Below are 13,787 nucleotides of genomic sequence, written 5' to 3'. Positions count from 1 at the left end.
GGCACCCGCGTCGGAGGTTTAGTCGTGGTCGCCGATCTCGGCGAGCCGGGTGGCCTCGTCAGCCGTGATGCAGGAATCGATCACGGCGTCGAGGGCGCCGTTCATGACCGTGTCCAGGTTGTAGGCCTTGTAGCCGGTGCGGTGGTCCGCGATCCGGTTCTCCGGGAAGTTGTAGGTGCGGATGCGCTCGGACCGGTCCATGGTGCGGATCTGGCCCTTCCGAACCAGGGATGCCGCGGCGTCGATCTCTTCCTGCTGACGGGCGAGGACGCGGGCACGCAGAACGCGCATGCCGGCTTCCTTGTTCTGCAGCTGGCTCTTCTCGTTCTGCATGGCCACGACGATGCCGGTCGGAAGGTGGGTGATGCGCACGGCGGAGTCGGTGGTGTTCACCGACTGGCCACCGGGACCGCTGGACCGGTACACGTCGATCTTGAGGTCGTTCGCGCTGATCTCGACCTCTTCGGGCTCGTCGACCTCCGGGAAGACGAGCACGCCGGCGGCGGAAGTGTGGATGCGTCCCTGCGACTCGGTGGCCGGCACCCGCTGAACGCGGTGCACGCCTCCCTCGTACTTCAGGTGCGCCCAGACGCCTTCGGCAGGATCACTCGAGTTGCCCTTGATGGCGAGCTGGATGTCCTTGATGCCGCCGAGGTCGCTGGTGGTCTGCTCGATGATCTCGGTTTTCCAGCGCTTCGACTCCGCGTAGTGCAGGTACATGCGGAGCAGGTCGGCGGCGAACAGTGCGGATTCCGCACCGCCCTCCCCCATCTTGATCTCCATGATCACGTCGCGGGCGTCGAGCGGGTCGCGCGGGATCAGCAGGCGCCGCAGCTTTTCGGCTGCGGTTTCGAGCTGCTCCACCAGACCGGGGATCTCCGCGGCGAAGTCGGCGTCCTCGTCCGCGAGTTCGCGCGCGGCGTCGAGGTTCTCACCGATTTCTTTCCACTCGTTCCACGCCGCGATGATGCGGCTGAGTTCGGCGTAGCGACGGTTGACCTTTTTCGAGCGGGCCGGGTTCGCGTGCAGCTCGGGATCCGCCAGCTGAGACTGGAGCTCGTCGTGCTCAGCCAGCAGAGTCAGAACAGACTCGAACATCAGTGATCCTTGTCTGACCCGCTCAGGGTCGGCATCGACTTCTGAACCTGCATCAGGAACTCGACGTTGGAGGTGGTCTCCTTGAGGCGGCCGAGGATGACCTCGAGCGCCTGCTGCTGCTCGAGCCCGGCGAGGGCGCGGCGCAGCTTCCAGGTGATCTTGACCTCGTCGGTGCTCATCAGCATTTCTTCACGACGGGTGCCGGATGCGTTGACATCCACGGCGGGGAAGATGCGCTTGTCGGCCAGCTGGCGTGACAGGCGGAGCTCCATGTTGCCGGTGCCCTTGAACTCCTCGAAGATGACCTCGTCCATCTTGGACCCGGTTTCCACCAGGGCGGAGGCGAGGATGGTGAGCGAGCCACCGTTCTCGATGTTGCGCGCGGCGCCGAAGAAGCGCTTGGGCGGGTAGAGCGCCGAAGCGTCGACGCCACCGGAGAGGATGCGGCCCGACGGCGGGGCCGTCAGGTTGTAGGCCCGGCCCAGGCGGGTGATCGAGTCGAGCAGCACGACGACGTCGTGGCCCAGCTCGACGAGGCGCTTGGCGCGCTCGATGGCGAGCTCGGCGACCGTGGTGTGGTCCTCGGCGGGACGGTCGAAGGTGGAGGCGATGACCTCGCCCTTCACCGTGCGCTGCATGTCGGTGACCTCTTCGGGACGCTCGTCGACCAGGACGACCATGAGGTGGACCTCGGGGTTGTTCGTGGCGATGGCGTTGGCGATCTGCTGCATGACGATGGTCTTGCCGGCCTTGGGCGGCGCGACGATCAGGCCGCGCTGGCCCTTGCCGATCGGGGCGACCAGGTCGATGATCCGCTGGGTCAGCTTGCCGGGCTCGGTCTCAAGGCGCAGACGCTCCGTCGGGTAGAGCGGGGTGAGCTTCTGGAATTCAACGCGGTTGGCGGCCTCTTCGACGGTCAGACCGTTGATGGAGTCGACCTTCACGATCGCGTTGTACTTCTGGCGGCCGCTCTGATCGCCTTCGTGCGGCTGGCGGATGGAACCGACGACGGCGTCACCCTTGCGCAGGTTGTACTTCTTGACCTGGCCGAGCGACACGTAGACGTCGCTGGCGCCCGGCAGGTAGCCGGAGGTGCGCACGAACGCGTAGTTGTCGAGCACGTCGAGGATGCCGGCGACGGGGATCAGCACGTCGTCGTCGTTCAGTTCCGGTTCGAAGTCGTCGCCGGTGGTGACGCCGCGACGCTTGCGGTCACGGAAACGGTTGCGGTTGCTGCGGCCGTTCAGGTCGTCTTCGAGGCCGGCACGGTCGGGGCCGGCGTTGCGGTCCTGGCCCTGGCGGTCCTGGCGGTCCTGACCCTGGTTGCGGTCCTGACGCTCCTGAGGCTGGTTGCGGTCCTGACGTTCCTGACGGTCCTGACCCTGGCCGCGGTCCTGGCCCTGGCCGCGGTCCTGGCCCTGGTTGCGCTCCTGGCCCTGATTGCGGTCCTGGTTGCGGTCCTGGTTGTCCTGCCCCTGGCCGCGGTTGCCGGTCTGGCGCTGCTGGCGGGTTGTTTCCTCGCCACGCTCGGTGCCGCGGTCGGCGGTCTGCGTGCGGTCGCCCCCACGGCTGCGGTTGCGGTTGCGTCCCTGACGGGGCTGCTCGGCCGGGTCGGTCGACTCGCCCTGCTCGGTCTGGTCTGTCTGCTCGGCCTGATCGGTGGCGGCGGGCTCGGCCGGTGCGTGCTGGTCGGCGACGGGCTCTGCGGCGAGCTCGTCGGCGTTGTTGCGCGCGTCGATGCTGCTACGGGCGTCGATGCTGTTGCGGGCGCTTCCGTTGCGGCCACCGCGTGAGCTGCTGCGGCGCGAACGGCCGGATCCGGTGCTCTCGGGGGCGGCCTCGACAGCTTCGACGGCCTCGGTGGGCTCGTCGGCCACGACGGCGGTCTCGGCGACGGCCGGAGCCGGTGCGTCCTCGGTGACGATCGGGGCGGCTGCGGCTGCGGGCGCCTCGGCGGCGGCATCGGCCGCGGCCTTCACGGTGACCGAGGTGGCGCGCTTGCGGGCCTGACGTGCCGGCTTCAGGGCCGGGGCGGCCGTCTCGGTCGCGGGCGAGTCCGCGGAGGAGCCGGCGTAGGTGGTGGGGGCGGTGGTGCGGCGAAGGGTCGCGGCGTCATCCGGAACGATCATGCCGATGCCCAGTTCACCGTCCGCGTTGACGTGTGCCACTGCGGGAGCGGCGGTGGAGGTGGAGGCCCGACGGGACACGCGCTTGCGCGGCGCTGCCGCATCGGCGGTCTCGCCGGCGGGAGCCGCAGCTTCGACCGGAGCAGCCGGAGCGGAGACAGGCGCGGAGGCCGTCTGAGCCTGCGCGGCGGTGATGGCTCCGACGAGCTCGCCCTTGCGAAGCTTGGAAGCACCCGGGATGCCCAGCTCGAGCGCCAGAGCCTGAAGCTCGGCGACGCGAAGGCTGGTGAGGTGCGAGGAATCCGCACCGGGGGTGTGGAGGTTGACGTCAGTCACGAAAATTGTCCTTTCCCCTGGCGTCATGCGTGCTGGCCAGGGAAGCTGTTGCAGCGTCTCACGCGCTGCGGGTGGTCCAATCCCAAAATGATGTGGATTGAAGTGAACACACACAGCTACGCATAGATGATGCGATAGCAGTGAGTTACAGGGAATGCACCGGAGAAGGGAACCGGACGTTACGCGGTTCCATCGGGTGCTATTTCACTGTAGCAGAACGCAAGAACGCCGAGGACCGCCCCGCAGGGCGTGTCCTCGGCGTTCGGATTCGTCGTCAGCGGTCGGTGCGGGTGACGGTCGCGCCCAGCACGTCGACGGCGAGCATGAGAGCCTGCCAGGGCGTCTCGGACTCGGCCGCGACGAGCTCTGCCGCGACGAGGCGCTGCCCCGGGTCACTCGCGAGCACGAGGATCGACGGGCCGGCGCCGGACACGACGGCGGCGAATCCGTGCTCCCTGAGCAGGGTGATCAATCGGTTGGTTTCCGGCATGGCGGCCGCACGGTAGCTCTGGTGCAGCTTGTCTTCGGTGGCCGCGAGCAGCAGTTCCGGACTCTGGATCAGAGCGGCGATCAACAGGGCCGAACGTGACAGGTTGAACACGGCGTCTTCGTGCGGCACGCTCTCCGGCTGCAGGCTGCGTGCCAGCGCCGTGGACATGGCGTGCTCGGGAACGAACACGAGCGGTTTGACGCCGCGGTGCACCATCAGCTTCTTGTGACGGGGGCCATCGGGCGTCATCCAGGCGATCGTGAGACCGCCGAACAGGGCCGGTGCCACGTTGTCGGGGTGTCCCTCCATCTCGGTCGCGAGGGCCAGAAGCGCCTCGGCGTCGATGTCGACGATGCCTTCGAGCAGACCTTTGGCGGCCATGATCCCGGCGACGATGGCGGCGCCGGACGAACCCATGCCGCGGCCGTGCGGGATCTCATTGTGGGCCACGAGGTTCAGACCGGGCAGGTCCTGACCGTAGGCCGTGAAGGTGTGGATGATGGCGCGCACGACGAGATTGGACTCGTCGGTGGGCACCACGCCCTCACCGACGCCGTGCACCTCGACCGTGACGCCGGGTTCGTCACGAACCGTGACCTCGAGGTGGTCGTGGTGCGCGAGCGCCAGGCCCAGGGTGTCGAAGCCGGGGCCGAGGTTGGCCGTCGTGGCCGGCACCTGCACGGTGACGGAACGGCCCGCCAGCGCCGACCGGCCGGAAACGGCCTCGGCGATGATCATTTCTGGACCAGCCCGAGGACGGCGGCGATCTCGGCGGTGTCGACCGGCACGATGGTCGGCGTGACGTCGGAGCCGTCCGCGGTACGGAGGGCCCACTGCGGGTCCTTCAGCCCGTGGCCGGTGACCGTGAGCACCACGGTGGAGCCGGCGGGGATGAGCCCGGCTTCGGCGCGTTCGAGCAGACCGGCGACGCTGATCGCGGAGGCCGGCTCGACGAAGATGCCGACCTCGGCCGAGAGGATGCGGTAGGCCTCGAGGATCTTCTCGTCGCTGATCGCACCGAAGTAGCCGTCGGTCAGGGAGCGCGCCGCGAGGGCGAGGTCCCAGGAGGCAGGGTTGCCGATCCGGATGGCGCTGGCGATGGTCTCCGGGTGGTCGACGCGGTGGCCGAGCACGATCGGGGCGCTACCGGCCGCCTGGAACCCGAACATGCGGGGCAGCTTCGTGGTGGCGCCGCGTTCGAGCTCTTCGGTGTAACCACGCGTGTAGGCGGTGTAGTTGCCGGCGTTGCCGACCGGGACGATGTGGATGTCCGGGGCGTCTTCCAGCACCTCGACGACCTCGAAGGCGGCCGTCTTCTGGCCTTCGATGCGGTCGGGGTTGACCGAGTTGACCAGGTGGACCGGGTAGTTCGCGGAGAGGTCGCGGGCGATGTCGAGGCAGTCGTCGAAGTTGCCCTGCACCTGCAGCAGCTGCGCGTTGTGCGCGATGGCCTGGCTGAGCTTGCCCATGGCGATCTTGCCCTCGGGCACCAGCACGACGGCCTGGATGCCGGCGTGCGTCGCGTAGGCGGCGGCCGAGGCGGAGGTGTTTCCGGTGGACGCGCAGATGACGGCCTTGGCGCCGTCTTCGACGGCCTTCGAGATGGCCATCGTCATGCCGCGGTCCTTGAAGGAACCGGTCGGGTTCATGCCCTCGTACTTGATCCAGACCTTCGCACCCGTTCGGGCGGAGAGCGCCGGGGCGGGAATCAGCGGGGTGCCGCCCTCGCCGAGCGTGACGATGGGGGTGGCATCCGTGATGTTGAGACGGTCCGCGTACTCGCGCAGCACGCCGCGCCACTGCCGGGACGCCGTCTTCACGGCGGGCTTCAGCAGAGTCTCTCGTTCGCTGGACATCAGGCTCCTTCAACTCTCAAAACGGATGCGACATTGGTGACAAATCTGTTCGCGGCGAGGTCGCTCACGGTGGCGGCCAGGGCCGCCTCCGTGGCCTCGTGCGTTCCGATAACTAGGGTAGCCGTGGCGGAGACGGCGGAGCGACTCGCGGTTCCGGGCTGGGCGGGCGTCATGGACTGCTCGACCAGGGCGAGGGACACACCGTGGTCGCTGAACACACTGGCGAGTGTGGCGAGTACGCCGGGCTCATCGGTGACTTCCAGTGTGACGGCGTAGCGCGTCGTGATCTGACCGATGTCGAACACCGGCAGGTCGGCGTGCTGGGACGCGGGGACGCCGGGGCCGCCGGCGATGTGGCGGCGGGCCAGGGACACCAGGTCGCCGAGCACGGCGGACGCCGTCTCCACTCCCCCGGCGCCGGCGCCGTAGAACATCAGGCTGCCGGCCGCCTCCGCCTCGACGAAGACGGCGTTGTTGGCGCCGTGTACGGAGGCGAGCGGGTGGCTGCGGTGCACCATGGCCGGGTAGACCCGGGCGGAGACACCCTCCTGGCCGGTTTCGGCGTCGATGAGGCGTTCACAGATGGCGAGCAGCTTCACGACGTACCCGGCCTTGCGGGCGGACTCGATCTGGGCCGGCGTGATGGCGGTGATGCCCTCCCGGTAGACGGATGCGAGCGGCACGGTCGTGTGGAAGGCGAGGCTGGCGAGAATGGCCGCCTTCTGCGCCGCGTCGTAGCCGCCGATGTCGGCGGTGGGGTCGGCTTCGGCATAACCCAGGTCGGTGGCCAGTGCAAGCGCCTCCTCGAGGGTGTCCCCCTCGGTGTCCATCCGGTCGAGGATGAAGTTGGTGGTGCCGTTCACAATGCCGAGGATGCGGTTGACCTGGTCGCCGCCGAGGCTCTCACCGAGCGGCCGCACGATCGGGATCGCGCCGGCCACGGCGGCCTCGTACTTGAGCTGCGCGCCGACCTGGTCGGCGGCGGCGAAGAGTTCGGTCCCGTGGGTGGCGAGCAGCGCCTTGTTGGCGGTGACGACATCCGCCCCCGAGTTGATCGCCATCAGGATGAGTGTGCGGGCGGGCTCGATGCCGCCCATCAGCTCGATCACGACGTCGGCGCCGAGGATCAGGGTCTCGGCGTCGGTGGTGAACAGCTCGCGGGGCAGGTCGACGGTGCGCTCGGCGTCGAGGTCGCGCACCAGGATGCCGACCAGCTCGAGGTTGGCGCCGACCCGGTTGGCGAGCTCTTCACTGTTTTCGAGCAGCAGCCGGGCCACCTGCGCGCCGACGGAGCCGCCGCCCAGCAGTGCGACGCGCAGATTGCGGTATTCGATCATCGGGCGGGTTCCTTCGGTAGATCGGTGGTCGAGCCTGCCCCGGCCCCGGTGGTCGAGCCTGCCCCGACCCCGGCGGTCGAGCCTGCCCCGACCCCGGTGGTCGAGCCTGTCGAGACCCCGGCGGTCGAGCCTGCCCCGGTCGAGACCCCCGTGTCGCGGGCGAGCAGATCGGCGATGGTCTCGCCGCGCACAAGCATCCGTGGAACGCCGCCGGCCACCGCGACCACAGCGGGTCGGCCGACGAAGTTGTAGTTGTTCGACAGCGACCAGCAGTAGGCGCCGGTGGCGGCGACGGCCACCAGGTCGCCGGGGGCCACATCGCCGGGGAGGTAGTCGGCGTCGACGACGATGTCGCCGCTCTCGCAGTGCTTGCCGGCCACACGCACCAGCACGGGCTCGGCCGCCGACACCCGGCCGGCCAGCCGCACGCTGTAGTCGGCGCCGTAGAGGGCGGGGCGGGCGTTGTCGCTCATGCCGCCGTCGACGCTGACATAGAGTCGCGGGCTGCCGGCCACGTCGACGGCCTTGGTGGTGCCGACCTGGTACAGGGTGACTCCGGCCGGGCCGACGATGGCGCGACCGGGTTCGAAAGCGACCACCGGCACCGGGATGCCGAGGGTTCCGCATTCGGCGGCGACGATGTCGGCCAGGCTCGCGGCGAGTTCGCCTATCGGGGTGGGGGTGTCCGCGCTGGTGTAGGCGATGCCGAAACCGCCGCCGAGGTTCAGCTCCGGCACGGGACCGTCCGTGAGCAGGGCGGCGTGCAGACCGAGCAGACGCGACGCGGATTCGGCGAAGCCGTCCGCGCCGAAGATCTGCGACCCGATATGGCAGTGCAGGCCGCGGAAGCTGAGGCTCGGCTCGGCCCGGATGCGGCCCACCAGCGCTGCGGCGTCGTCGAGCGTCACGCCGAACTTCTGGTCCTCGTGGGCGGTGGCGAGGAAGTCGTGGGTGTGCGCGTGCACGCCGCTGTTCACGCGCAGGCGCACGCCCTGCACGATGCCGTACCGGGCGGCGGCCGCGGCGACCCGGCCGATCTCGACCGGGCTGTCGATCACGATCGTGCCCACGCCGACCCGGCACGCCTCGTCGATTTCCGCGAGGGACTTGTTGTTGCCGTGGTAGCCGAGCCGGTTCGGCGGGGTGCCGGCGGCGAGGGCGACGGCGAGTTCCCCGCCGGTGCAGATGTCGAGGTTGAGACCCTCGGCCAGCATCCAGCGCGCGATCTCGGTTGAGAGGAAGGCTTTGCCGGCGTAGTAGATGTGCACGCTGGTGCCGATCCGGGCGAACTCGGCCTCGAACGCGGCGCGGAGAGCTGCGGCGCGGGTGCGGACATCCGTCTCGTCGATCACGTAGAGAGGGGTGCCGAATTCGGCGGCCAGGTCGGAGGCTGTGCAGCCGCCGATGGCGAGGTCACCCTGCGGGGTGCGTTCGGTGGTGGCCGGCCAGAGGCCGTCGACGAGCGCGTTGGCGTCGTCGGGCGGGCGGAGCCAGTCGGGGGCGAGCGGGTTGATGGCCACGGGTGAAAACCTCACGGGAAATGTCGAGTGGGTGTCTCACTAAAGTGGCGAGCGAACCCGGATTGGTCCCTGAAGCCAGTGAAAAGGATGCCGCCGGTTGCGACCGGGGACCTGCCCTGATTGTAGCGAACGCCGCCGGTGAGAGCCGAATCGCGTTACGTCATGCGGCGCGGTGGGCCGTTTCTAGCCCAGTTCGACGGTTTCGGTCACGTCTACGATCCACGCTTCGGGGTCGGTCATGACGGTCGGGCCGGTGCTGCTCCAGAGCCGCCGCAGCTTGAGAAGCAGCTTCTCGGCCTCCCGGACCGAGCCCAGTTCCAGGTCGACCATGACGATGGTGGGCTGCGTCGCCGAGCGGAGGATCGTGTACCGCAGCACGCCTGATCCGCGGCGGTCCGCCGGGTCCAGGTCGAACGCACGCTTCCACCGGTCGTAGTCGGGCACGGGATGTTGAATGCGCAGATGAGTCATGGTGCCTCCTCGAACAGACGAATGAGCGACCGTCGATACCTTAAGCGTACGACTCCGGGGCCAGAGTGTCAGGACCCGGTTTGGTCACGGTCAGCCGTTGGCGCAGCTGCCCAGCGTGGTGAGCGACTCCCGGGTCAGTGTGAGCGCACTCGACTGGAGCGTGAGCCGGGCGCGTTCCGGCGTGACGTTCACCCCGGCCAGGGTGACCCCCTCGGGGAGGTACTCAGCGACACAGATGCGCACGGGTTCGTCACCCAGTACCAGCGAGAGCAGGTTGCCGGCATCGACGCTGCCGCCGCCGGAGGTGACGCTGGCGCCGCTCGGGGTGAGCAGCAGGGCGTCGGTGTCCGCGGTCGGGACCGCCGAGGCGCGGTAGCCGATCGGGAATCCGAGCACCTCCGCGCTGCCGCTGTAGCTGACCTCGTCTGCGCCGAGTTCGACACTCGCGTCGGGGGCGTCGCCCGGCAGCGCCCGGGCCAGCAGCGTGCTGAGGGCCGCGGGTTCGAGATCGATGATGCCGCGCAGGTCGCCGACGGGCTCGGACGACTCGAGTGGGACATCCGTCGCCACCACGTGCACGGATGCCGGCACGCCGTCCACGGTCAGGGCCTCGGATTCCAGGGCGACCCGGTCGAAGCTGCCGCCGAGGTACTGCGCGATGACCGACAGCCCACCGATGGAGACGGAGACGTGTCCGGTCACGGTCTCGGGCAGGTTCGCGGCGATCTCCTGCTCGACCTGGCCCTCGGCATAGCCGCGCAGCCCACCGTCGATGAAGAAGAACGCCGCGACCAGGCCGAGCACGACCAGGCCGGCCACGACGAAGGCGCCGAGGCCGCGGCGCCGGGACTTGCGGCCGGAGGCGTCCACGCTACATGCGTTCCGGCGCGGAGACGCCGAGCAGACCGAGCCCGTTGCGGATGACCTGGCCGGTGGCGTCGTTGAGCCACAGCCGGGTGCGGTGCAGGTCGGTGATCGGCTCGTCGCCGAGCGGGATCACGCGGCAGCTGTCGTACCAGCGGTGGTAGTAGCCGGCGACCTCTTCGATGTAGCGGGCGATGCGGTGGGGTTCGCGCAGCTCGGCGGCCTGCGCCACGACGCGCGGGTACTCCTGCAGCACGCCGAGCAGGGCCGATTCGCTGTCGTGGGTGAGCAGCTCGGGGGCGAACGCGGTGCGCTCGACGCCCGCGGCGGCCGCGTTGCGGGCGACCGAGCAGGTGCGGGCGTGCGCGTACTGCACGTAGAAAACGGGGTTCTCGTTCGTGCGCTTGCCGAGCAGGTCGAGGTCGATGTCGAGCTGCGTGTCGCTGCTGGAACGCACCAGGGAGTACCGGCCGGCGTCCACGCCGACGGCGTCGACGAGGTCGTCGAGGGTGACGATGGTGCCGGCACGCTTGCTCATCCGAACGGGCTCGCCGCCCTTGAGCAGGTTGACCATCTGGCCGATCAGGATCTGCAGGTTGACGCCGGGCACGTCGCCGAACGCCTCGACCATGGCCATCATGCGGCCGACGTAGCCGTGGTGGTCGGCACCGAGCATGATCAGGTTCTGGTCGAAGCCGCGCTCGCGCTTGTCGAGGTAATAGCCGAGGTCGCCGGAGATGTAGGCCGGTTCACCGTTCGAGCGGATGATGACCCGGTCGCGGTCGTCGCCGAACGTGGTCGTGCGCAGCCAGATGGCCCCGTCTTCCTCGAAGATGTGGCCCTGTTCGCGCAGCCGTTCGATGGCCCGGTTGACGGCACCCGACTCGTGCAGGGAGTCCTCGTGGAAGTACACGTCGAAGTCCACGCCGAAGCCGTGCAGCTTCTCCTTGATCTCGGTGAACATCAGGTCGACGCCGACGCTGCGGAAGACCTCCTGCTGTTCGTCCCGGGACAGCACGGCGATATCGCCCGCATGGCTGGCCACGACCTGGTCGGCGATGTCGCCGATGTAGGCGCCGCCGTAACCGTCTTCGGGGGTGGGCTCGCCCAGGTAGCCGGCAAGAACGCTGCGCGCGAAGCGGTCGATCTGCGAGCCGTGGTCGTTGAAGTAGTACTCACGGGTGACGTCGGCGCCCTCCGCCTGCAGCACGCGGGCCAGGCTGTCGCCCACGGCGGCCCAGCGCACGCCACCCATGTGGATGGGGCCCGTGGGGTTGGCCGAGACGAACTCGAGGTTGATCTTGAGACCGTCGTAGAGATGCCCGGTGCCGTAGGAAGGGCCCGCGTCGACGATGGTCCTGGCGAGGGCACCGGCAGACGCCGCCTCGAGACGGATGTTGATGAAGCCGGGTCCGGCCACGTCGACCGAGGCCACGTCGGGAAGCTGTTCGAGCCCGGCGGCCAGTTCGACGGCGACCTCGCGCGGGGTGGAGCCGAGCGGCTTGGCGATCTTCATGGCGATGCTGGACGCCCAGTCACCGTGGTCTCGGTTGCGCGGACGCTCGAGCGTGACGTCCGCCACGGTCAGGGTCAGGTCGGTCATCTCGCTTCCGGCCTCGCGTCGACGCTCGCTCAACTGGAGGATGAGGTCGAACAGGGATTGGGAAAGTTCAGCGGGAGTCACGAAGAATCATCTTACCGGCCCGGTCCAGGACAGCCCCCTTGGTAAGGTCAAGCGTGACCCACTCCCTCCTGCCGAGACTTCAGCGCGAACGGCTCCTGCGCACCTCCACCCTTGTCCTCGCCACCGGGGCGATCGCCGTCGTGGCGCTGGCCGGCTGCGCGTCGGACGCAGCCCCCGGAACCGGCTCGTCGGCCTCGTCTACTCCCGGATCGACAACGGATGCGACGCCGACTCCGGACGCGACCGCGACGCCGACACCCACTGCCGCGGGCACGCCGGTGGCGCTCACCTGCGACCAGGTGCTCACCCTCGACGACATCTACGCGTTCAACCCGAATTTCGGCTCCGCGCCCGACTTCGAGCCGACCCTCGCCGAGGGTGAGACGGCAGCCGAGTTCCAGGGGCTGAACTGCGGCCTGCTCAACCAGAGCAGCGGCGAAATCATCGAAGTGTCGGTGGCCCAGCCGAACGAGGTGCTGCTGGCGCAGCTCAAGAACGACGCCCTCAGCTCCGGCAAGATCGTTCCCACCTACGGCACCCCGCCCGCGGTCGAGGGCTACTTCTCGGCGGCCGACGGCACCGGAGTGGCCCAGGCCTTCACTCCCACCTACTGGGTCACGGTCGGCTCGCCCGAATTCTTCGAGCCGGGCGATGCCGAAGCCCTCATCTCCGCGGCGATCGCCAACCTGCAGTAGCCAGCGCACGCGCCGCCGCCCGAACCGCCTCGTTCGGCACGTGCGGTCGAATTCGGGTGGCGTGCCGGGCGGACTCGGCCGCATCCGCCGAACTCGATGCGGTGCGTGGCACGCCGAGATGCTGATAACCTAGTGTTTTCCCTGGCCCCCATAGCTCAGGGGATAGAGCACTGCCCTCCGGAGGCAGGGGCGGCAGTTCGAATCTGCCTGGGGGCACATTTTTTCCCGGCACGACGATTTCGTCGGCGTTCGCTCAAACGATGCTGTCGTGTGCGGATAGCGAGCCCTAGGCTGACGGAATGCAGATCGAAGTCGTCATCACGCATTGGGAACAAGCTTGCTGTGGCCCGTCGTTCCGTGTCGGCGACCAGACGACATTCCAGCTTCTCGCTGCCGATCCCGCCGCCTGCCCGGCCGGAGTGCCGCCCCGGTTCGAGGAGGAGCACCACGGTCAGACGCCGCCGGATGTGCCGCACTGGGAAGTGACCGGCACCGTCACAGCGATCGACGGACTCCGCCATGCGCGCATCCCGACGCCCGGTCTCGCCGGGGCATACACCTGGGACTCCTCGCAGCCGACCACCCGTTCGCTCGGTTCGGTCGGCGAGGCCACGGTCGGTGAGACCACGGCGGCCGAGTTCGACGAGTACCGGGTGATTCTCGACGTCCCCGATGACATCCCGTTGCCGGCGTACCGGCTCACCGCGGAGACCATCGCGCAGCGCGAGCGCGATGCCCAGGTCGCGAAGCGAAACCGTGAACGGATGCGGGACGGGATCGGTGTCTTGCTCGAAGCCCTTGCCGATGATGCGGAGCGTCGCTACGCCCACGTCGCACGAGCCTCCCGCGCAGCGGACCGGTCGGCAATGACCGTCGAGCCCCACCGGGACGGTGCAACCACCATCCGATGGGCCCGCAGCGCAGCAGACACCGATGGGATCACCGTTCACGTCGGCGACGGCACCTGGCACGTGCCCGCATCCGTCACTGACGCCGCCCTCGTGAGGATCTTCCTCGAGGCCGCGGCCGCCGGTCGGGTCTGCGAGCATGTCCGGCCCGTTGGTTCCCCCGCGCAACGCCTCGAGACCGAGGTGCTCGCGGAAGACGGCCGGGCCTGGACCGCCGCGATCAGCTTTCGACCCTTCGAATCCGACGGGGTGATGGCCGTCGCTCGCCCCCTATGGGAGCGAGTCCAACGCGGAGAGCACCGCTACTCCCCTTGGTGACCCGGTGGTCGAGCCTGTCGAGACCCACCCGGTGGGCGAGCCTGTCGAGACCCGGCGAGCCACCCTCCGGAGGTTCCCCTCCCC

11 protein-coding genes and 1 tRNA gene are annotated in these 13,787 nt (G+C 69.0%); 3 read left to right on the top strand and 9 right to left on the bottom strand.

The genetic code is table 11. The annotated features are described in order from the left end of the window. Positions 1-18: 18 nt before the first annotated feature. From prfA to argS, 9 genes are all read right to left on the bottom strand, one after another. Entirely contained in the window at positions 19-1,098 is a 1,080-nt protein-coding gene (gene prfA / locus E3T49_RS06865) for a peptide chain release factor 1 (RefSeq protein ID WP_134362834.1), read from the bottom strand. After that, complete coding sequence (rho, locus tag E3T49_RS06860) at positions 1,098-3,560, bottom strand: transcription termination factor Rho (protein WP_241972691.1); 2,463 nt, start codon at positions 3,558-3,560, stop codon at positions 1,098-1,100. Before rho ends, prfA begins: the two co-directional genes overlap by 1 nt. 274 nt (positions 3,561-3,834) lie before the next feature. Next, positions 3,835-4,788 (bottom strand): homoserine kinase, encoded by a 954-nt coding sequence (thrB, locus tag E3T49_RS06855; protein WP_134424213.1) that lies wholly within the window; start codon positions 4,786-4,788, stop codon positions 3,835-3,837. Further along, positions 4,785-5,906: a threonine synthase gene (gene thrC, locus E3T49_RS06850; RefSeq protein ID WP_134424212.1), complete on the bottom strand. Its 1,122-nt coding sequence runs from the start codon at positions 5,904-5,906 to the stop codon at positions 4,785-4,787. The genes thrB and thrC overlap by 4 nt, the downstream gene beginning before the upstream one ends. Further along, entirely contained in the window at positions 5,906-7,243 is a 1,338-nt protein-coding gene (locus E3T49_RS06845) for a homoserine dehydrogenase (protein ID WP_134424211.1), read from the bottom strand. Before E3T49_RS06845 ends, thrC begins: the two co-directional genes overlap by 1 nt. Then, a complete protein-coding gene (gene lysA, locus E3T49_RS06840) occupies positions 7,240-8,763 on the bottom strand; it encodes a diaminopimelate decarboxylase (protein WP_134424250.1) in 1,524 nt (507 codons plus the stop codon). The genes E3T49_RS06845 and lysA overlap by 4 nt, the downstream gene beginning before the upstream one ends. Before the next feature lie 183 nt (positions 8,764-8,946). Beyond that, complete coding sequence (locus E3T49_RS06835; RefSeq protein ID WP_134424210.1) at positions 8,947-9,234, bottom strand: hypothetical protein; 288 nt, start codon at positions 9,232-9,234, stop codon at positions 8,947-8,949. A 90-nt stretch (positions 9,235-9,324) separates the two neighbouring features. Next, a complete protein-coding gene (locus E3T49_RS06830; protein WP_134424209.1) occupies positions 9,325-10,104 on the bottom strand; it encodes an LmeA family phospholipid-binding protein in 780 nt (259 codons plus the stop codon). Position 10,105: 1 nt separating this feature from the next. Further along, a complete protein-coding gene (gene argS / locus E3T49_RS06825; protein ID WP_134424208.1) occupies positions 10,106-11,782 on the bottom strand; it encodes an arginine--tRNA ligase in 1,677 nt (558 codons plus the stop codon). Positions 11,783-11,835: 53 nt separating this feature from the next. On the opposite strand from argS, the gene E3T49_RS06820 reads away from it, so the two are divergent. The 3 genes from E3T49_RS06820 (at position 11,836) to E3T49_RS06810 (ending at position 13,703) form a co-directional block, all read left to right on the top strand. After that, positions 11,836-12,477, top strand: coding sequence for an iron ABC transporter ATP-binding protein (locus E3T49_RS06820; protein WP_134424207.1), 642 nt, complete (start codon positions 11,836-11,838; stop codon positions 12,475-12,477). Positions 12,478-12,621: 144 nt separating this feature from the next. Next, a tRNA-Arg gene (locus tag E3T49_RS06815) sits at positions 12,622-12,693 on the top strand. Positions 12,694-12,776: 83 nt separating this feature from the next. After that, positions 12,777-13,703 (top strand): DUF6578 domain-containing protein, encoded by a 927-nt coding sequence (locus tag E3T49_RS06810; protein WP_134424206.1) that lies wholly within the window; start codon positions 12,777-12,779, stop codon positions 13,701-13,703. Positions 13,704-13,787: the final 84 nt, after the last annotated feature.

The sequence above is a fragment of the Cryobacterium cryoconiti genome, from assembly GCF_004403065.1.
In the GTDB taxonomy this organism is placed as follows: Bacteria; Actinomycetota; Actinomycetes; order Actinomycetales; family Microbacteriaceae; genus Cryobacterium; species Cryobacterium cryoconiti.
This window is presented reverse-complemented; position numbering and strand designations above follow the sequence as displayed.

Coding starts and splice junctions, on each gene's coding strand:
- prfA (WP_134362834.1), bottom strand. CDS start 1,098: ATGTTCGAGTCTGTTCTGACTCTGCTGGCTGAGCACGACGAGCTCCAG.
- thrB (WP_134424213.1), bottom strand. CDS start 4,788: ATGATCATCGCCGAGGCCGTTTCCGGCCGGTCGGCGCTGGCGGGCCGT.
- thrC (WP_134424212.1), bottom strand. CDS start 5,906: ATGTCCAGCGAACGAGAGACTCTGCTGAAGCCCGCCGTGAAGACGGCG.
- E3T49_RS06845 (WP_134424211.1), bottom strand. CDS start 7,243: ATGATCGAATACCGCAATCTGCGCGTCGCACTGCTGGGCGGCGGCTCC.
- E3T49_RS06835 (WP_134424210.1), bottom strand. CDS start 9,234: ATGACTCATCTGCGCATTCAACATCCCGTGCCCGACTACGACCGGTGG.
- E3T49_RS06810 (WP_134424206.1), top strand. CDS start 12,777: ATGCAGATCGAAGTCGTCATCACGCATTGGGAACAAGCTTGCTGTGGC.